This window comes from Streptomyces canus (genome assembly GCF_030816965.1).
GTDB lineage: Bacteria > Actinomycetota > Actinomycetes > Streptomycetales > Streptomycetaceae > Streptomyces > Streptomyces canus_E.
On sequence record NZ_JAUSYQ010000001.1, the window covers coordinates 39,327 to 57,652 of the forward strand.

16 protein-coding genes and 1 pseudogene are annotated in these 18,326 nt (G+C 71.9%); 10 read left to right on the forward strand and 7 right to left on the reverse strand.

What is annotated here, in order from left to right; genetic code table 11:
• The first annotated feature begins 337 nt into the window (after positions 1-337).
• The 9 genes from QF027_RS00180 (at position 338) to QF027_RS00220 (ending at position 9,147) form a co-directional block, all read left to right on the forward strand.
• Positions 338-958 (forward strand): hypothetical protein, encoded by a 621-nt coding sequence (locus tag QF027_RS00180; protein ID WP_306972029.1) that lies wholly within the window; start codon positions 338-340, stop codon positions 956-958.
• The gene (locus QF027_RS00185; protein WP_306972028.1) at positions 955-1,140 is read left to right on the forward strand and encodes a hypothetical protein; all 186 of its coding nucleotides are present in this window, start codon (positions 955-957) and stop codon (positions 1,138-1,140) included. Before QF027_RS00180 ends, QF027_RS00185 begins: the two co-directional genes overlap by 4 nt.
• A 434-nt stretch (positions 1,141-1,574) precedes the next feature.
• The gene (gene mvk / locus QF027_RS00190) at positions 1,575-2,582 is read left to right on the forward strand and encodes a mevalonate kinase (RefSeq protein ID WP_307072014.1); all 1,008 of its coding nucleotides are present in this window, start codon (positions 1,575-1,577) and stop codon (positions 2,580-2,582) included.
• Entirely contained in the window at positions 2,572-3,627 is a 1,056-nt protein-coding gene (gene mvaD, locus QF027_RS00195; protein WP_307072015.1) for a diphosphomevalonate decarboxylase, read from the forward strand. The genes mvk and mvaD overlap by 11 nt, the downstream gene beginning before the upstream one ends.
• The gene (locus tag QF027_RS00200; protein ID WP_306972025.1) at positions 3,624-4,760 is read left to right on the forward strand and encodes a phosphomevalonate kinase; all 1,137 of its coding nucleotides are present in this window, start codon (positions 3,624-3,626) and stop codon (positions 4,758-4,760) included. Before mvaD ends, QF027_RS00200 begins: the two co-directional genes overlap by 4 nt.
• Positions 4,757-5,848, forward strand: a complete 1,092-nt coding sequence (gene fni / locus QF027_RS00205) for a type 2 isopentenyl-diphosphate Delta-isomerase (protein WP_307072016.1) — start codon at positions 4,757-4,759, stop codon at positions 5,846-5,848. Before QF027_RS00200 ends, fni begins: the two co-directional genes overlap by 4 nt.
• Positions 5,845-6,906 carry a hydroxymethylglutaryl-CoA reductase gene (locus QF027_RS00210; protein ID WP_307072017.1) on the forward strand — a complete coding sequence of 354 codons (1,062 nt, stop codon included), beginning with the start codon at positions 5,845-5,847 and terminating at the stop codon, positions 6,904-6,906. The genes fni and QF027_RS00210 overlap by 4 nt, the downstream gene beginning before the upstream one ends.
• 3 nt (positions 6,907-6,909) lie before the next feature.
• A complete protein-coding gene (locus tag QF027_RS00215; RefSeq protein ID WP_306972022.1) occupies positions 6,910-8,079 on the forward strand; it encodes a hydroxymethylglutaryl-CoA synthase in 1,170 nt (389 codons plus the stop codon).
• 84 nt (positions 8,080-8,163) lie between these two features.
• Complete coding sequence (locus tag QF027_RS00220; RefSeq protein ID WP_307072018.1) at positions 8,164-9,147, forward strand: 3-oxoacyl-ACP synthase III family protein; 984 nt, start codon at positions 8,164-8,166, stop codon at positions 9,145-9,147.
• Between the two features lie 375 nt (positions 9,148-9,522).
• Here QF027_RS00220 and QF027_RS00225 read toward each other — a convergent pair whose 3' ends face one another.
• From QF027_RS00225 to QF027_RS00245, 5 genes and pseudogenes are all read right to left on the reverse strand, one after another.
• Entirely contained in the window at positions 9,523-10,275 is a 753-nt protein-coding gene (locus QF027_RS00225) for a thioesterase II family protein (RefSeq protein WP_307072019.1), read from the reverse strand.
• 117 nt (positions 10,276-10,392) lie between these two features.
• The gene (locus QF027_RS00230) at positions 10,393-11,214 is read right to left on the reverse strand and encodes an AfsR/SARP family transcriptional regulator (RefSeq protein WP_306972019.1); all 822 of its coding nucleotides are present in this window, start codon (positions 11,212-11,214) and stop codon (positions 10,393-10,395) included.
• Positions 11,215-11,437: 223 nt separating this feature from the next.
• A pseudogene (locus QF027_RS00235) lies at positions 11,438-11,719 on the reverse strand (BTAD domain-containing putative transcriptional regulator); the annotation flags it as partial.
• Between the two features lie 562 nt (positions 11,720-12,281).
• Positions 12,282-13,145: an AfsR/SARP family transcriptional regulator gene (locus QF027_RS00240; RefSeq protein ID WP_307072021.1), complete on the reverse strand. Its 864-nt coding sequence runs from the start codon at positions 13,143-13,145 to the stop codon at positions 12,282-12,284.
• Between the two features lie 303 nt (positions 13,146-13,448).
• The gene (locus tag QF027_RS00245; RefSeq protein WP_307072022.1) at positions 13,449-15,026 is read right to left on the reverse strand and encodes an acyl-CoA carboxylase subunit beta; all 1,578 of its coding nucleotides are present in this window, start codon (positions 15,024-15,026) and stop codon (positions 13,449-13,451) included.
• Positions 15,027-15,533: 507 nt separating this feature from the next.
• Between QF027_RS00245 and QF027_RS00250 the strand changes: the two genes are divergently transcribed.
• A complete protein-coding gene (locus tag QF027_RS00250) occupies positions 15,534-16,520 on the forward strand; it encodes a ScbA/BarX family gamma-butyrolactone biosynthesis protein (protein WP_307072023.1) in 987 nt (328 codons plus the stop codon).
• A 143-nt stretch (positions 16,521-16,663) separates the two neighbouring features.
• Here the strand turns inward: QF027_RS00250 and QF027_RS00255 are convergent, their stop codons facing one another.
• Both QF027_RS00255 and QF027_RS00260 read right to left on the reverse strand, forming a co-directional pair.
• Entirely contained in the window at positions 16,664-17,308 is a 645-nt protein-coding gene (locus QF027_RS00255) for a ScbR family autoregulator-binding transcription factor (RefSeq protein ID WP_306972013.1), read from the reverse strand.
• Between the two features lie 196 nt (positions 17,309-17,504).
• Positions 17,505-18,224, reverse strand: coding sequence for an HAD family hydrolase (locus QF027_RS00260; RefSeq protein ID WP_307072024.1), 720 nt, complete (start codon positions 18,222-18,224; stop codon positions 17,505-17,507).
• Between the last annotated feature and the right edge of the window lie 102 nt (positions 18,225-18,326).

Consider the following 18,326-nt stretch of genomic DNA (forward strand, 5'->3'; position numbering starts at 1 on the left):
GCCCTGCGGGGGGTCCGTCGCCTGCCGCGCGTCCCCCTCCATGCGTACCCTCCACGGTTTCTCCCTCCTCGGGGCAACCGTCGGGGCAGGCGCTCGATCAGGGATCGGCTCCCGGTGGAAAACGGCTCAAGAAGCCGGGGCCGTGGCGGCCCGCGGAGCCCGTGGCCGCCGGTACGTCCTCGGCGCCCGGACCGGGCGAGCGGTACCCGAACGCGGCTGTACCGGTACTCGAGCCGACGGTCGTTCTAATGGGACTGCTCACACGGCGCGCGGCCTCACAGGCTCGGCACACGGGACGGCACGTGAGTTCGCCCGTCCGCCTCATGAAGGAGCTTCGATGACGTTTCGCACTTGCCCGAGAGGCCACGCTCAGGACAGCGCCGCCGCCCTGTGCGCTCGCTGCGTCACCGGGGTGGAACGCCATCTGCGCGTGCTTCCCGGCCTTCACCAGGAGTGCCTGCACCCGGCCTCACCGGCGACCAGGCGGACCAACCCGACGAAGGTCTCGGCGAGCCGCACACGCGATCACCTCGACATCTCGGTGCTCGACACCCGCCATCACATCCACACGGTGCTCGAGTCCTGGTCGGGGATGGTCGTGGACAAGCTGGGCACCACTCCCCCGCCCCGGACCGTGCCCCATCTGGCGCGGTTTCTCAGGCGGCATCTGGACTGGCTCGCCGCGCAGCCTCCGGCGGCCGACTTCGTGGACGAGATCGAGAGTCTCGTCGCCGAACTGCACCGGACCATCGATCCGGAATCGGGCGGTGGCGTCCACACACTCGTCAGAAACTGCGTGGTGGACGGCTGCACCGGGAAGATCAGCGCCGCGCCCGGCGGCAGCGGACGTGCCGGGAGCAGCCGGATCACCTGTTCCGGGGGGCATTCCTGGGACATGCGCGAGTGGCTCGGTCTCAGGAAGCTCATGGAGCGGCAGCGGGAGGGGGCCGACGCATGACCAGGCCCCCGAGCCACCGGCTCGTCCCCACCAAGGTGGCCGCACTGGCCGTGGGGGTGTCCGAGGCGACCATCCGCAAGTGGGTGAGCCGCGGGAAGATCACCCGCTACGGCGCACCGCACCGGCGCTCGCAGTTCGACATCGAGGAACTCACGGAAATCGCCCTGCGGCGCCGTGTCTGATCCGGCGGCCGCACGGCACCGCGGGCCGTTCCCCACGGGCCCGCCGAAGTGATCTGGGTCACTTCGGCGGGGTGTTGGCGGCCGGGGACCGGGCGTGTCACTATCTCCTCACACCTCCCCTGCCCGAAAACCGCCGCAAGGCGGTGGATCGCGTGCCGTGTCCGCCGGTCCTCCCGGAAATCGGACACCCGCCGCCGCGCGGCAGCCCTCTCCCCGCATCCGTCGCATCCGTCCCGCCGTTTCACCGGATGCCGCACGTCGATGCCCGGCACCACCACGTGCCCCTGCCGCGTGCGGCGGCCGGCCCCCCATGCCTTCGCAGAGGGCGGCGCACACGTCCGACGTCCTGCTTCGTGCCCTCCGTGGAGCTCTGGAAGAAGCGATCCCATGCCCATGCGATCTCCGCGCAGAAAAGACAAAGGGAGCTGAGTGCGTTGACTCTACCGACCTCGGCGGAGGGGGTGTCAGAGAGCCACCGGGCCCGCTCCGTCGGCATCGGTCGCGCCCACGCCAAGGCCATCCTGCTGGGTGAGCACGCGGTCGTCTACGGAGCGCCGGCGCTCGCGCTTCCCGTCCCCCAGCTCACGGTCACGGCGACCGCCGGGTGGTCGTCCCGGGCCTGTGACAGTCAGGGAGGCCTGTCGTACACGCTGACCGGTTCCTCCTCGCGGGCACTGGTGACCCAGGCGTCCGACGGGCTGCACAGGCTGGCCGCGGAGTTCATGGCACGCATGGGCGTGGCGGACCGGCCGCACCTCGACGTGATCCTCGACGGCGCGATCCCGCACGGCCGGGGGCTCGGCTCCAGCGCGGCGGGCTCGCGGGCGATCGTCGCCGCCCTGGCGGATCTCCTCGGCCGCGAACTGACCGAGGACGCCGCGTTCGAGCTGGTGCAGACGGCCGAGAACATGGCGCACGGCCGGGCCAGCGGCGTGGACGCCAGGACCGTCGGCGCCTCCCGGCCGCTGCTGTTCCGGGCGGGCTGGACCGAGGAACTGACCATCGGCCGCGACATCCTGTTCATCGTCGCGGACAGCGGCGTGCCGGGCAGCACCAAGGAAGCGGTCGCGCTGCTGCGCGAGGAGTTCCGGCGCCGCACGGGAGCGCGGGAGCGCTTCGTCAGCCGGGCGTCGGAGCTGACCGAGGCGGGCAGGCGGGCACTCGCCGACGGCGATCTGGAGGAACTCGGCGCGCGGCTGACGGACTATCACGAGCTGCTGCGGGAGGCCCGGCTCAGCACCGACCGGATCGACGCACTGGTCGTGGCCGCGCTGCAGGCAGGCAGCCTCGGCGCCAAGATCACCGGCGGTGGCCTGGGGGGCTGCATGATCGCACAGACCCGGCCGGAGCGGGCCCGGGACGTCACCCGGCGGCTGCACGAGGCCGGCGCCGTACATACCTGGGTCGTACCGCTGAAGGGGCTCGGCAACCATGCGCAGTGAACACCCGGCCATCACAGTGGCCCGATCGCCGGAACAGGACGGCACGCGCAGCGCCACCGCCGTCGCGCACCCGAACATCGCGCTGGTCAAGTACTGGGGCAAGCGCGACGAGCGTCTCATGCTGCCCTGGACGGACAGCCTGTCGATGACGCTGGACGTCTTCCCGACGACCACCCGCGTCCGGCTCGGCCCCGCGGCCGGGCGCGACGAGGCCACCCTCGACGGGGCGCCGGCGACGGGCGAGGCCCTGCGCCGTATCACCGCCTTCCTGGAGCTCGTGCGGGAGATGTCCGGGAGCGACCGGCGAGCCGTGGTGGAGTCGAGGAACACCGTGCCCACCGGGGCGGGCCTGGCGTCCTCCGCCAGCGGGTTCGCCGCCCTTGCCGTCGCCGCCGCCGCCGCATACGGACTCGACCTGGACGCCACCGCGCTGTCCCGGCTGGCGCGGCGCGGATCGGGGTCGGCCGCGCGGTCGGTCTTCGGTGGCTTCGCCGTCTGGCACGCCGGCCGGGACGCCGGCACGGCCGCGGACGCGGACCGCTGCTCGTACGCCGAGCCGGTGCCCACGGCGGACATCGACCCGGCGCTGGTCGTCGCCGTGGTTGACGCCGGCCCCAAATCCGTGTCCAGCAGGGAGGCCATGCGCCGTACGGTCGGCACCTCGCCGCTGTACCGGCCGTGGGCCGCCTCCAGCAGTCAGGACCTGGAGGAGATGCGCGCCGCGCTGCGGCGCGGCGACCTGGCGGCGGTGGGTGAGATCGCCGAGCGCAACGCGCTCGGCATGCACGCGACCATGCTGGCGGCGCGCCCCGCGGTGCGGTATCTGTCGTCGGCCACGGTCACGGTGCTCGACTGCGTGCTCCGGCTGCGGCGGGACGGCGTCCCGGCCTACGCGACCATGGACGCCGGGCCGAACGTGAAGGTGCTCTGCCACCGCACGGACGCGGAGCGGGTGGCCGAGGCCGTCCGCGGTGCCGCCCCGCGGGCCTCGGTCCTCGTCGCTGGTCCGGGGCACGGCGCCCGCCTGCTGAGCGAGGGCACATGAGGACGCGTCCGCGCACGGTCGTCCGGCACGCGCCCGGCAAGCTGTTCGTGGCAGGCGAGTACGCGGTCGTGGAGCCCGGGAACCCGGCGGTCCTGGTGGCGGTCGACCGGCAGGTCACCGTCGCCGTGTCCGGCCCTGGCGACGACGCCGGCCCCGCCCCGGACGGCGTCGTCGTCTCCTCCGACCTCGGCCTGAGGTCCGTGCCCTGGCGGTGGCACGAGGGGCGGCTCGTCGTCCGCGGCGCGTACGACGGGCCCCGCACGCGCCGCGAACTGGCCCACGTCGTGACGGCGGTCGAGACCGTGGGCCGGCTGCTGACCGAACGCGGCCTGCCGGTGCCCGCGCTGGACGTCTCGGTCAGCAGCCGGCTGCACGAGAACGGCAGGAAGTTCGGTCTGGGCTCCAGCGGTGCGGTGACCGTGGCGACCGTCGCGGCCGTGGCGTCCTTCTGCGGACTGGAGCTGTCGCGGGACGAGCGGTTCCGTCTGGCCATGCTCGCCACGGCGGAACTCGACCCGAAAGCGTCCGGTGGTGATCTCGCCGCCAGCACCTGGGGCGGCTGGATCGCGTACCAGGCGCCCGACCGGGACTTCGTGCTCGATCTGGCCCGGCGCCTGGGGGTCGGCAGAGCGCTGCGCGCGCCCTGGCCGGGCCACGCCGTGCGCCGGCTGCCGCCGCCCGCCGGCCTGACGCTGGAGGTCGGCTGGACCGGGGAGCCCGCCTCCACCGCGTCCCTGGTGTCCGGCCTGCACCGGCGCGCCTGGCGGGGCAGCCTCTCCCACCAGAGGTTCGTGGCGACCACCACCGACTGCGTGCGCTCCGCGGTCACGGCTCTGGAGACCGGCGACCGTCCGGCCCTGCTGCGCCAGATCCGCCGGGCCCGGCGGGAGCTGGCCCGTCTGGACGGCGAGGTCCGCCTCGGCATCTTCACGCCCGGGCTGACGGCCCTGTGCGACGCCGCCGAGGCCGTCGGAGGCGCGGCCAAGCCCTCCGGGGCGGGCGGCGGCGACTGCGGCATCGCTCTGCTGGACGCCGGGGCGACGCGGGACATCACACACCTACGGCGGCGGTGGGAGGCAGCGGGGGTGCTGCCCCTGCCCGTCCGTCCGGCCCTGGAAGGAATCGCGGAATGAGCGCTCAGCGCAAGGACGACCACGTCCGGCTCGCCATCGAGCAGCACCAGGCGCACAGCGGACGCAACCAGTTCGACGACGTGTCGTTCGTGCACCACGCCCTGGCCGGCATCGACCGGCCGGACGTGTCCCTGGGCACGGACTTCGCCGGGCTGTCCTGGCAGGTGCCGATCTACATCAACGCGATGACCGGCGGCAGTGCCAAGACCGGTGCCATCAACCGGGATCTGGCCACGGCCGCCCGCGAGACCGGGGTGCCGATCGCCTCGGGGTCCATGAACGCCTATCTCAAGGACCCGTCGTGCGCGGGCACGTTCCGCGTGTTGCGCGAGGAGAACCCGGACGGGTTCGTCATGGCGAACATCAACGCGACGACGTCGGTCGACAACGCGCGGCGCGCCATCGACCTGCTGGAGGCGGACGCCCTGCAGATCCACATCAACACGGCGCAGGAGACGCCGATGCCGGAGGGCGACCGGTCGTTCTCGTCCTGGGGCCCGCAGATCGAGAAGATCGCGGCGGCGGCCGGTGTCCCCGTGATCGTCAAGGAGGTCGGCAACGGGCTGAGCCGTCAGACCGTCCTGACCCTGCGGGAGCTAGGGGTGCGGGCGGCCGACGTCAGCGGCCGCGGCGGCACGGACTTCGCCCGCATCGAGAACGGCCGGCGGGAACTCGCCGACTACGCCTTCCTGCACGGCTGGGGGCAGTCCACCCCCGCCTGTCTCCTGGACGCGCAGGACGCCGGGCTTCCCGTTCTCGCCTCCGGCGGGGTCCGTCACCCGCTCGACGTCGCCCGCGCGCTCGCGCTCGGCGCCCGCGCGGTCGGGGCCTCTGCGGGATTCCTGCGCACCCTGCTCGACGGCGGCGTCCCGGCGCTGGTCGCGCAGATCATCACCTGGCTGGACCAACTGGCGGCGCTGCAGACGATGCTCGGCGCGCGCACCCCCGCCGACCTCACCCGCTGCGACCTGCTGGTCCACGGCGAGATTCGTTCCTTCTGCGCCGACCGGGGCATCGACACGCGGCGGCTCGCCCAGCGGTCCGGCTCCGCCGCGGTCCTCCACGAAATGACGGGAAGCACACGATGACCGACATACACGCCATAGCCGGGGTCCCGATGCGGTGGGTGGGCCCCCTTCGCATTTCGGGCAACGTCGCCACCACCGAGACCCAGGTACCGCTCGCCACCTACGAGTCGCCGCTGTGGCCCTCCGTGGGCCGCGGGGCGAAGGTCTCCATGCTGACCGAGCAGGGCATCGTCGCCACCCTGGTCGACGAGCGGATGACGCGCTCGGTGCTGGTCGAGGCGACGGACGCGCAGACCGCGCTCGCGGCCGCCCGGTCCATCGAGGCGCGGACCGACGAGTTGCAGGAGGTGGTGCGCGGCTGCAGCAGGTTCGCCCGGCTCATCGGGGTCCGGCACGAGATCAACGCCAACCTGCTGTTCCTCAGGTTCGAGTTCGCCACCGGCGACGCCTCCGGGCACAACATGGCGACGCTCGCCTCCGACGCGCTCCTGAGACACCTGCTGGAGACCGTTCCCGGGATCTCGTACGGATCGATCTCGGGCAACTACTGCACGGACAAGAAGGCGACCGCCGTCAACGGGATCCTCGGGCGCGGCAAGAACGTGGTCACGGAGCTGCTCGTGCCGCGCGGGGTCGTGGAGGGCGTCCTGCACACGACCGCCGCCAGGATCGCCGAGCTGAACCTGCGCAAGAACCTGCTCGGCACCCTGCTCGCCGGCGGCATCCGCTCGGCGAACGCCCACTTCGCGAACATGCTGCTCGGGTTCTACCTGGCGACCGGCCAGGACGCGGCCAACATCGTTGAGGGGTCGCAGGGCGTCACCATGGCCGAGGACCGCGACGGCGACCTCTACTTCGCCTGCACGCTGCCGAACCTGATCGTGGGCACGGTCGGCAACGGCAAGGGCCTCGGCTTCGTGGAGACGAACCTGACCCGGCTCGGCTGCCGGGACGACCGCGAACCCGGGGAGAACGCGCGCCGGCTGGCGGTCATCGCGGCGGCGGCGGTGCTCTGCGGTGAACTCTCGCTGCTCGCGGCGCAGACCAACCCGGGTGAGCTCATGCGTGCACACGTCCAGCTGGAACGCGACAACAAGACCGCAAAGGTTGGTGCATAGGGCATGTCCATCTCCATCGGAATCCACGACCTGTCGTTCGCCACATCCGAGTTCGTCCTGCCGCACACCGCCCTCGCCGAGCACAACGGCACCGACATCGGCAAGTACCACGTGGGCATCGGCCAGCGTTCGATGAGCGTGCCGGCCGCGGACGAGGACATCGTGACGATGGCGGCGACCGCGGCCGCGCCGATCGTCGCCCGGCACAGCAAGGACCGCATCCGGACGGTGGTGTTCGCCACGGAGTCGTCGATCGACCAGGCGAAGGCGGGCGGGGTGTACGTGCACTCCCTGATCGGCCTGCCGTCGGCCTGCCGGGTCGTCGAGCTGAAGCAGGCGTGCTACGGGGCGACGGCCGCCCTCCAGTTCGCGATCGGCCTGGTGCGGCGCGATCCCGCCCAGCAGGTCCTGGTGATCGCGAGCGACGTCTCCAAGTACGAGCTGGACAGTCCGGGCGAGGCCACGCAGGGCGCGGCCGCGGTGGCCATGCTGGTCGGCGCCGACCCCGCCCTGGTGCGTATCGAGGAGCCGTCGGGCCTGTTCACCGCGGACGTCATGGACTTCTGGCGGCCGAACTACCGCGATACGGCCCTGGTCGACGGGCAGGAGTCCATCAGCGCCTACCTCCAGGCCGTCGAGGGCGCCTGGAAGGACTACGCGCAGCAGGACGGCCGCTCCCTGGAGGAGTTCGCCGCGTTCGTCTACCACCAGCCGTTCACCAAGATGGCCTACAAGGCCCACCGCCATCTGCTGGAGTTCTGCGGCCACGACGCCGACCGGGACGCGCTCGAGCGGGCCCTCGGCTCGACCACGGCCTACAACACGGTCGTCGGCAACAGCTATACCGCGTCGGTGTATCTGGGCCTGGCCGCTCTGCTCGACCGGGCGGACGACCTGACCGGCCGGCCGGTCGCCTTCCTGAGCTACGGCTCCGGCAGCGTCGCCGAGTTCTTCGCCGGCACCGTCGTCGCCGGGTACCGGGAGCACCTGCGTACGGAGGAGAACCGCGAGGCGATCGCCCGGCGCAAGCCCGTCGACTACGCCGGCTACCGCGCGCTGCACGAACGGTCGCTCCCGGCCGACGGCGGCGACCACTCCACCCCGGCACAGACCACCGGCCCCTACCGGCTGGCCGGGATCAGCGGCCACAAGCGCGTCTACGAGGCGCGCTGACGATGCCTTCCGCCGGCCCGGGACGTGCTCCGGGCCGGCCTTTCGCACAGCCATTCCACGACCACCTGAGGGGAGGGCAGCCGCATGACCGACGTCAGGATCCGCGTTCTCGGTACGGGTGCCTACGTACCGGAACGGATCGTCTCCAACGATGAGGTCGGTGCGCCGGCCGGTGTGGACGACGCCTGGATCACCCGGAAGACCGGGATCCGGCAGCGGCGCTGGGCAGCCGGGGACCAGGCCACCTCGGATCTGGCCGCGGCGGCGGGGCGGGCCGCGCTGCTGTCCGCCGGCATCACCCCCGAGCAGCTCACCGTGATCGCGGTCGCCACCTCCACGCCGGACCGGCCCCAGCCGCCCACGGCGGCCTACGTCCAGCAGCACCTCGGTGCGGCCGGCACGGCGGCGTTCGACGTCAACGCGGTGTGCTCCGGCACGGTGTACGCGCTCTCCTCGGTGGCGGGCACCCTGGTGCACCGGGGTGGCTACGCGCTGGTCATCGGCGCGGACGTCTACTCGCGCATCCTCGACCCGGCCGACCGCAAGACCGTCATCCTGTTCGGGGACGGCGCCGGCGCGATGGTCCTCGGTCCGACCGGCCGGGGCCCGGTGGTGCGGCGGGTGGCCCTGCACACCTTCGGCGACCTCACGGGCCTGATCCAGGTGCCCGGGGGCGGCAGCCGGCTGCCTCTGGACCGGGACGGCCTCGACACCGGCCTGCAGTACTTCGCGATGGACGGGCGCGAGGTACGCCGCTTCGTCATGGAGCAACTGCCGCAGCTGACCAAGGGCTTCCTGCACGAGGCCGGTGTGGAGGCCGCCGACATCAGCCACTTCGTCCCGCACCAGGCCAACGGCGTCATGCTCGACGCCGCCTTCGAGGAGCTGCACCTGCCCCGGGCCACCATGCACCGCACGGTCGAGACCTACGGCAACACGGGTGCCGCCTCCATCCCGATCACCATGGACGCGGCCGTCCGCGCCGGCCGGTTCCGCCCGGGGGAGCTGGTCCTGCTGGCCGGCTTCGGCGGCGGCATGGCCGCGAGTTTCGCCCTGATCGAGTGGTAGCCGCCGCCCGTGACGCCGGACGCCCGGCCGCCCCGGCCGTCTGCGGTCCGCGGGCGGCCCGGCGTACGAGGGCCGCCGGGCGTCACGGGCGTCAGGTGTCTCCCGGCCTGCCCGCGTCCGGAACGGTCCCGAACCGCCACGCCGGGGGCGGAACGCGGCCGTGAGCCGTTCATCCGGGTGGAGGTGAAGCCGGGTACGAGCGGGGACCGGGCGCAGCGGGTGGACCGGGACGGACCGGCCGGGCGCGCGGGGCCCCCGGTGCCCGGCATCAGCACGGCGCTCACCGACGTGCAGCCCGGGGCGCCGAGGCGCCGGCCGTGCGCGGGACGACGCCGAGCCGCGGACCGGCGCCTGGCGCCGAGCCGCGCACGGAGATCAGCCGACGGGCTCGGCCTCCTGGACGAGCCGGCGGGCGATGCGGCAGGCCCGGCCCAGCAGCCGGGGCAGTTCACGGCCACCGCGTCCGAACGCGTGAGGCCCGGGGACGGTCCGCACCCGTACGGGCCCGTCGGTCCACCGGTGCCAGTCGCCGGCCGCGTCGCCCGCGGAGTACGGACCGTCCGGTGCGACGACCACGAGCACCGGGGTGGTGAGCGGACCGGCCGGGGAGGGCCTGCCGGCCGCATCCTCCAGGTCCTGGGCCAGTTCGAGGTCGGCGCGGAGCACCGGCAGCATGGCCCGCAGAAAGATCCCTTCGTCGCTGTGGGCCGGTACAGCTCCCCCGCGGCTCAGGGCGTGCAGCAGCTCGGCGTCCGTGGCCCGGCGGACGTCCGCCAGCGCGGCGGGCGGCCGCGGCGGCGGCCAGGCGCCGACGGCGAGGAACGCCGGGCCCGGCAGGCCCGCCTCGAGCAGGGCTCGTGCCACGCCGCGCGCCGCCATCGCGCCGAGCCCGGCCCCGTACAGGGCGTACGGGCCGCGCCGGGACTCCGTGAACGACGGCAGTACGTCCGCCAGCAGCGCGGCGTGCGTGGTGATCCGGGGTTCGGTGCGCCGCTGCGCGCAGCCCGGCAGCAGGACCGGGACCGGCTCCACACCGGCTCCCACGTCCGCCGCCCAGTCGTCGAAGACTCCGACACCCTCGGCGGAGTGTGCGAAGCAGTGAAGTCGCACCGGCTGTTCGACCGACATGGGTCCCCTCCTCTTCGTCCGCTCCGGCACCGCGGGGCGGGGTACGAGCATGACCGGACCCCCTCGAACGGCACTGGATACCCGGCCGAACACACCGCCGGCCGCACGGGCCGCGCCCTAGGCGACGTAACGGTCGAAGGTGGAACCGCGGCGCGGGCCCGCCACCACATCGAGTTCGGGGTCGACCGCGAGCATGGCCTGGTGCAGGCGCTGCAGCTGCGGCGAGGGCTCCACGCCGAGTTCCTCGATCAGGCCCTCCCGCAGCCGCCGGTACACGGTCAGGGCGGAGGCCTGCCGTCCGGACCGGTACAGGGCCACCATCGCCTGCGCGTGCAGGCCCTCGTGGTGCGAGTGACGGGCGATCAGGTCGGTCAGTTCGGCGATCAGTTCTGCGTGCCGGCCGAGCCGCAGGTCGGCGTCGATACGCCGTTCCGTGATCATCAGCCGGGACTCCTCCAGCCGCGTGACCTCTATCCCCAGGACCGGCCCGCGTCGTACGTCCACCAGCGCGGGTCCCTGCCACAGGGCGAGCGCCTGCCGGTAGCACCGGGCGGCGCGCGCGTCGTCGACCCGCTCGAACGCCTCCTGGCCCGCGGCGGCCAGGCGCTCATAGGTGTGCACGTCCACGGACTCCGGCGGGATCCGCAGCATGTATCCGCCGTGCCGAGTGGCCAGAATTTTCTTCGCCGCGCCCGGCGCATCGGATCCCATCGCGCTGCCGATGCACCGACGCAGCTGCATGATGTACGTCTGCAGCGTGGTCATCGCGCTCTGTGGCAGCTCCGTCCCCCAGATCTCCTCCATCAGCGTCGACACGGGCACGACCCGGCCCGGGTACAGCGCGAGCAGGCCGAGGACCTGGCGGGGTTTTCCGGCGGTCGGGACGATCGAGTCCCCGTTCACGGTGGCAGACAGCGGACCCAAGACCTGAATCTCCATGGTTCCCTCCGTTGACCCGATGACGGAAAGTCGTCGGTGGATTCGCACGCTAGTCGGACTCACACCGGAGGCATCGGTTCCTTCAGCGGCATTTGAGCGATCCTCGACGCGCAGGACCGTCCGGGACTCCTCGTCCCGGTCCGCCGTGCGCGCCGTCGCTCAGTTGCCGCGCTCGCGGCGCTCGGGGCCGGCGTCCCCACCGGACGCGAGGACCAGGCCGCGGACGCGCCGGAATGGCCGACGGCTCGAGCCCGAACTCCCGTACCAGGGTCGTGCGGATCCGCCGGTACGCACGCAGTGCCTCGCTGCGCCGCCCGGACCGGTGCAGGACGAGCATGTACTGGCCCCACAGCCTCTCGGGGGCCGGGCTCCAGCCACCTGGCCTCCGCCCGCAGCGATCTGCCATCCGCATGCGGGCGACGGCGGGTCCGCTCCACAGGCGGAGCGCTTCCCGCAGCCGCTCTGCCGCGCCCAGGTGGTCTGCGGCGTCCATCGCCCGGTGGCCCGGGCTCGTGCACCTGGCGCGGTTTCGGTGCGGTGGGTGTCACGGGGATGCCGTTCTCCCTGACGTCCAGGGTGTCCAGCACCTCGATGTCCACACCATCCCCGGTTTCAGCCTTGCGGTAAAGGCGTCACAGGGCTGCTCCTGTCACAACTCCCCTTGTCCGCCATCGAGTTGAGGTCAGGAAAACGGGCCGGGCGGCCGGTGACGCTTTCGTCCGGCCTTGCCAGGGCACCGAGCTGCCACATCCACGTTACGGAGAGCTTCTTCCGGCTCGGGTGAAGCCGGTGCTCAAGCCCCTCATCAGCGGTCCGTCGATGCCTCCGGGCCCGGTGAGACCACCCCCCGGATCATGAACAACAAGGGGGGAAGTCATGCCGGACCCGAAGGCCGGTAGCCCCATTGCGGAGCCACGAAAAAGGTAAGGGGGGCGCGCGTCGCGGCGGGTGCCACCGTGGTGCGGAACCGGCGGCCGGGTCCTGACACGTCCGGTCCGCGCGTGAGGGGCCGCCCGGTGGCGGCCCCTCACGTCACACCGACGGTCTCCCCTACGGCTGCACAGCCCTCACCGGGCGGTGCCGCACACCCGGGCCGGCGAAACCGCGGCCGCCAGCCGCTGCTCCGACTGCGGCGCGGTCTCCTGGGCGGTAATCAGGATCGACCGCTGGAGCCGGCGCAGCCGTTCCGACGGCTCCAGGCCGAGCCCTCGTATGAGCGTGCCGCGCAGCCGCTGGTACACGTCGAGGGCCTCGCCGCGCCGGCCCGAGCGGTGCAGCGCCAGCATGAACTGGGCGTGCAGGTTCTCGTGGGTGCGGTACCGGCTGGTCAGCACCGTGAGCTCGGCGAGCAGCTCGCGGTGGCGGCCGAGCCGGAGGTCGGCCTCGATGCGCTGGTCGAGGGCGCACAGCCGGCTCTCCTCCAGCCGCCTGGCCTCCGTCTCCAGCAGCGTGCCGGTCTGCACGCCGGCGAAGGCGAGGCCGGTCCAGAGGGCGAGCGCCTCACGCAGCAGGCGGGAGGCCCCCTGGAAGTCGCCCGTGTCGAGCGCGCGGTAGCCCATACCCGCGAGCCGTTCGAACTCCCGTACGTCGTTGGGGCCGTCACCCGAGACGAGCATGTACCCCCCGGGCGAGGTGACCAGGACGTCCTTGGCGCTGCGCGGCCGGCCCTCGGCCGGCCCGGCGGCAGCGCTCTCCTTCTCCAACGCGATGCCGATGAGGTCGCGCAGTTGCAGCACGTACGTCTGGAGCGTGGTGCGCGCGCTGCGCGGTGGTCGGCCCGCCCACAGCTCGTCGATCAGCGCGGAGACCGGCACGACTTGATCGGCGTGCAGTGCCAGAAGCGCCAGCGCCTGACGGGGCTTCGGCGCGGTCGGAGTGATGGAGATCCCGTTCTCCCGGACGTCCAATAGGCCCAATAACCCGATCTGCACGCCGCATCCCCCTAGATGTGTGCTGTCACTCAGCAAATCACGAGTACAAAACAGGCCAGATGGTTTGTCAATATCAAACCGTCCGGGATGATTTGCTGAATCGTGCAACTATTTCGCCCTTGCTCTCACAAAAGCCTCTGACGTGGTGCTTTTCTCTCAGTAGCTCGCCGGGAACAGGGTGAATCCCAGCGGACAGTCAGATGGCTCCCCCGAGAACAGGCGATCACATGGCTGTCCGGGGCACTTCGGCCCGGGATAACAGACCCTGCGTGCGGTTACCGCCAACACTACTGGAGTCAGGGGTCACTGGGGCGGGTTGCCGTGTTTGCGGGACGGCAGATCGGCATGCTTGGACTGCAGCATCGCCAGCGAGCGGATCAGCACCTCGCGGGTCTCGGCGGGGTCGATCACGTCGTCGACCAGACCGCGCTCGGCGGCGTAGTACGGGTGCATGAGCTCGGACTTGTACTCCTTGGCCATGCGGGCCCGCATGGCCTCGGGGTCCTCGGCCTCGGCGATCTGGCGCCGGAAGATGACGTTGGCGGCACCTTCGGCGCCCATCACGGCGACCTCGTTCGTCGGCCAGGCGTAGGTGAGGTCGGCGCCGATGGACTGGCTGTCCATGACGATGTACGCGCCGCCGTAGGCCTTGCGAAGGATCAGGGAGATCCTCGGCACGGTGGCGTTGCAGTACGCGTACAGCAGTTTCGCCCCGTGGCGGATGATTCCGCCGTGTTCCTGGTCGACACCCGGAAGGAACCCGGGGACGTCCAGGAAAGTGACGATCGGGATGTTGAAAGCGTCACACATCTGCACGAAGCGGGCGGCCTTCTCGGACGCCTCGATGTCCAGCACGCCCGCCAGCAACTGGGGCTGGTTGGCGACGATGCCGACGACCTGACCGTCCAGCCGGGCCAGCGCGCAGATGATGTTGCGTGCCCAGCGCTCGTGGACCTCCAGGAACTCGCCGTCGTCGACGATCTCCTCGATCACCTTCGCCATGTCGTACGGCCGGTTGCCGTCGCCCGGCACCAGGTCGAGCAACACGTCGCCGCGGCGGTCCGCGGGATCGTCGTTGTGCACGCGGGGCGGGTTCTCGCGGTTGTTCTGCGGGAGGAGGGACAGCAGGTAGCGCACCTCGTAGATGCAGGTCTCCTCGTCGTCGTAGGCGAAGTGGCACACGCCGGAGGTCTCGGCATGCACGTCCGCGCCGCCGAGCCCGTTCTGCGTGATCTCCTCGCCCGTGACGGCCTTGACCACCTCGGGGCCGGTGATGAACATCTGCGAGGTGTCGCGGACCATGAAGACGAAGTCGGTGAGGGCGGGGCTGTAGGCCGCGCCGCCCGCGCACGGGCCGAGCATGACGCTGATCTGCGGGATGACGCCGGAGGCCTTGGTGTTGCGCTGGAAGATGCCGCCGTAGCCGGCGAGGGCCGAGACGCCCTCCTGGATACGGGCGCCCGCGCCGTCGTTCAGGGAGACCAGAGGCGCGCCCGCCGCGATGGCCATGTCCATGATCTTGTGGATCTTCGTGGCGTGGGCCTCGCCCAGCGCGCCGCCGAAGATCCGGAAGTCGTGGGCGTAGACGAAGACCGTGCGGCCGTCGACCGTGCCCCAGCCGGTGATGACACCGTCGGTGTACGGCTTCTTGGCCTCCAGGCCGAAACCGGTGGCCCGGTGCCGGCGCAACTGCTCGACCTCACGGAAGGAACCGGAGTCCAGCAGCAGTTCGATGCGCTCCCGCGCGGTCAGCTTGCCCTTGGCGTGCTGCGCCGCCGTCGCCTTCTCACTCGGGCCGGCCAGTGCCCGGGCACGGATCTCGCGCAGCTCCGCCACCTGCCCGTGGACGCCGGCCGGAGCGGGGGCACTCGTGATCGCCATGTCTGGGCCCTTTCGTGTAGCCGCCTGTTCGGGTTTCACGGGGCTGCGCCGCAGGGCCCACGGGCAGCGCTCGGCTCACCGCCAGCTTCCGGGCGCCGCGTATCCCCGCGCCTGCTCCCACCAGTTCCATCCGCGGTACGGCGGCGGTTTCGGGCTCTGCCCGGCCGCGTGCCCGCAGGATCAGAAGCACCGCGGCCAGAGCGGCCAGTTCGTCCAGGCCGGCTCGGCCGCGTTCCACGCGAAGCACGGTGTCTGGGCTCTCCATCCGGCCCTTCCCCTCCGCTACGTCCCTGGACATGGTCGGGGCGGGGACTCGAAAAGCGCTGAGGGATCGCTCGAGGCGCGTGCGGAAGGCAGCCGGAAGGCAGCCGGAAGGGAGTCGAGCGGTCCGCTGCACGACCCTCGAGCCGGTGAATACCTAGAAATTGGACCGTACGGTAAGTATGTTTGCTGGCTGCGGAGCCTGTCGCTCGACCGTCAAGCCGACGCAGCTCAGGGGGAAAAGACATGTCTGGCAGCACGTTCCGCTTCGGGCGCGCGACAGCCGACGAGAAGACACCGGGTGACGGCAGTGGTGAACGGGGACGCTCCTTCGGCTCGTGCCACCCGTCCCTGACCACCACCGTCCCCAGGGAATTCGTCCACCGCGTCGGCATCGCCGAGGTGCTGCTCACCGACTGGGAACGCCTGGACGGCAGCCGTTTCGCCGTGACCGCCCAGTGGCCGCGGCTGCATGGATTCTTCACCACCGTCGAGGGCTGCCACGACCCGCTGCTCGTGGCCGAGACGATCCGGCAGGCCGGACTCCTGGTGGCCCACGCCGAGTTCGGGGTTCCGCTCGGCCACCAGTTCCTGATGTGGGACCTCTCGTTCGACGCCCGGCCCGAGCACCTGCTCGTCGGCGCGACGCCGGCCGCTCCCGAGATCGAGATCGCCTGCATGGACATCAACCGCCGGGGCGACAGCATCGCGGGGCTCCATCTGGAGGCGGTGATCCGGCGTGACGGACAGGTGGCCGCGACCGGCGCCGCCACCTTCAACTGCACGTCGCCGGCCGTCTACCGCCGTCTGCGGGGCTCCCGTACCGGTGACGGTGTGCCCGTGCCGCTTCCGCTGACCAGCCCCTCGGCACCGCAGGACGTCGGGCGCGTCTCGCCCACGGACGTCGTCCTGTCCCCCGCACCGGCGCCGGACCGCTGGCTGCTGCGGGTGGACACCCGCCACCCCGTGCTGTTCGACCACCCTGTCGATCACGTACCGGGCATGGTCCTGATGGAGGCCGCCCGCCAGGCCGCGGTCGCGTTCCTGGGCCGGGTGTGCCTGCCGGTCGGCATGGCCAACGCGTTCACCCGTTACACGGAACTCGACGCCCCGTGCATGATCGAGGCGTGTTCCGTGCCCCGCGACGCGGAGGGCAGGGAGCGCGTGTCGGTGACCGGTCGTCAGGAGGGCCACGTGGTCTTCACCTCCACCCTGACCGTGGCGCCCGACTGACCGTCTTGCCGTGCCCGGCGCCGGGTCGCTTCGGTCGCTGCCGGCATCCCGCACCCGCTCCGGGCTGTCGCTCCCGTCGAAGGCCGGGGGGCCGGGCGGCGTGCGGCGGCTGCCCCGGTTCCGCCCGGCGGGCGCCGCGCGGGTCAGACCGCGGGGGCCAGCGGAACCATCTGGCTCATCAGCCGCGCCCCCCGGTCCGGGGCCGCGTCGAGGCGCATCAGGACCGTCGGTGAGGCGATGGAGGGCAGCAGGTGCTGCAGCAGCACCGAGACCCGCTGCTCGACATCCTGCAGACTGGTCTCGAGCTGAGCGTAGAGCTGCACTCCGTTGAACGCGCTGACCACCATCTCGGCGGTCTCGCGCGGCGCCACGTGCCTCAGTGTCTCGCCGCGCCGGTGGGCCTCGACCATGAGGTCCGTCAGCCTGGCGACCCACAGCGGCCACGCGCTGCCGTAGTGCTTGCGGCCCACGGGGTCCGCGGAGAGCCGTGCACCCGCGCGCAGGAGGACATCGTGCTTCAGCCGGTGGGCCACCGACATGGCGATGTCCACGACCTCCTGAAGCTTGATCTCCTGCGGGAACACCCACTCGGCGGTCTGGACCTCCAGAACGCCCTTGGCGAGGGCTTCCTTGGAGTCGAAGTGGAAGTAGAGCGCGCCCTTGGTCACTCCGGCGATCCTGAGAATGTCCGCGACCGTCGCGGTCGCGTACCCGTGCTCCGCGAAGACGGCCGCGGCCGCCTCCAGTACCGCACGGCGGGTCCTGACCGCTCGCTCCTGTCGGGCCACCGAACCTCCCTGTCAGTGGCCCGCGCCGCGCAGGAGCGCACCGGGCCGCTCGTTAAGAAACCGCATAGGAGGCACCGTAAGCCGCGACGGAACACGACACCAGTGTTTCACTTCCGTTCACCGCCTTCCTTCTTCGCGCTCCGCACCGCGAAAAGCCGCGGTGACACACGGATCTGACGCCTTCTCAGGCACACCCTCAAGCCTCCAGCGCGGCCCCTTCGTCTGCGTCTGCGGCGGCCCTCGGCCACAGGCGGCCCTCGGCGGCCTCGGCGTCGACGGTCCGCAGCAGCCGCCCGTCGATCGCGTCGAGCGATCCGACCAGGTGCCGCACGCCGACCTCGTGCATCAACTGCCGCTGGAAACTGTGCTCGTAGGCGGTCGGATGACCGATGAACGCCGCCCCCAGGTGCCGTGCGGCTTCGGCCACACGCGCCACGTCGTCGATGAACAGGGCCTGGTCGCAGCGGACCCCGAAGACGTCCTCGGCGATCTCACGGATCCCGGGCCGTATCGCGTCGGTGCAGACGTACCGCGGCTCGTCGAAGTACCCGGCGAAGGAGGCGAGGTGGCGGTCGAAGTGGGTGCGCCCGAGCCCTCCGTAGCACACCAGGCGCGCGCCGGTGGCGCGCAACCGCTCCAGCAGCGCGCCGGCGCCGTCCAGCATGCGCACCGGGTGGTCCTCCAGGTACTCCGCCCGCTCCCGGAAGTACGCCTCCACCACGTCCTCGGCCGGCTCCGGAAGGCCCAGTGCCGCCGCGGCCCGCAGCTGTGGCTGGGACAGCACCTCCCGCTCCAGCCCGACGGTCCAGGCCCGGCCCCGGCGCACCACGAACCGGTGAATGACCGGGCTGAAGGTGTCGTTCAGCAGCACGCCGTCGATGTTCACCGCGATCAGACGCAGATACCGTAAAGCCATCAGAACCGCCTGGCGTCGAGCCGCACGGGCACTGCGTGCGGCGGATGGTAGGGGACGTGACGGCTCTGCGCCGGTCACCGCCGTCACCGAGAGCCGTCCAGG

Excerpts from the sequence above, each read along its gene's own strand:
- QF027_RS00180 (WP_306972029.1), top strand. The coding sequence starts at position 338 with ATGACGTTTCGCACTTGCCCGAGAGGCCACGCTCAGGACAGCGCCGCC.
- mvaD (WP_307072015.1), top strand. The coding sequence starts at position 2,572 with ATGCGCAGTGAACACCCGGCCATCACAGTGGCCCGATCGCCGGAACAG.
- QF027_RS00250 (WP_307072023.1), top strand. The coding sequence starts at position 15,534 with ATGTCTGGCAGCACGTTCCGCTTCGGGCGCGCGACAGCCGACGAGAAG.
- QF027_RS00185 (WP_306972028.1), top strand. The coding sequence starts at position 955 with ATGACCAGGCCCCCGAGCCACCGGCTCGTCCCCACCAAGGTGGCCGCA.
- QF027_RS00245 (WP_307072022.1), bottom strand. The coding sequence starts at position 15,026 with ATGGCGATCACGAGTGCCCCCGCTCCGGCCGGCGTCCACGGGCAGGTG.
- QF027_RS00230 (WP_306972019.1), bottom strand. The coding sequence starts at position 11,214 with ATGGAGATTCAGGTCTTGGGTCCGCTGTCTGCCACCGTGAACGGGGAC.
- QF027_RS00260 (WP_307072024.1), bottom strand. The coding sequence starts at position 18,224 with ATGGCTTTACGGTATCTGCGTCTGATCGCGGTGAACATCGACGGCGTG.
- fni (WP_307072016.1), top strand. The coding sequence starts at position 4,757 with ATGAGCGCTCAGCGCAAGGACGACCACGTCCGGCTCGCCATCGAGCAG.
- QF027_RS00220 (WP_307072018.1), top strand. The coding sequence starts at position 8,164 with ATGACCGACGTCAGGATCCGCGTTCTCGGTACGGGTGCCTACGTACCG.
- QF027_RS00210 (WP_307072017.1), top strand. The coding sequence starts at position 5,845 with ATGACCGACATACACGCCATAGCCGGGGTCCCGATGCGGTGGGTGGGC.
- QF027_RS00215 (WP_306972022.1), top strand. The coding sequence starts at position 6,910 with ATGTCCATCTCCATCGGAATCCACGACCTGTCGTTCGCCACATCCGAG.
- QF027_RS00200 (WP_306972025.1), top strand. The coding sequence starts at position 3,624 with ATGAGGACGCGTCCGCGCACGGTCGTCCGGCACGCGCCCGGCAAGCTG.
- QF027_RS00225 (WP_307072019.1), bottom strand. The coding sequence starts at position 10,275 with ATGTCGGTCGAACAGCCGGTGCGACTTCACTGCTTCGCACACTCCGCC.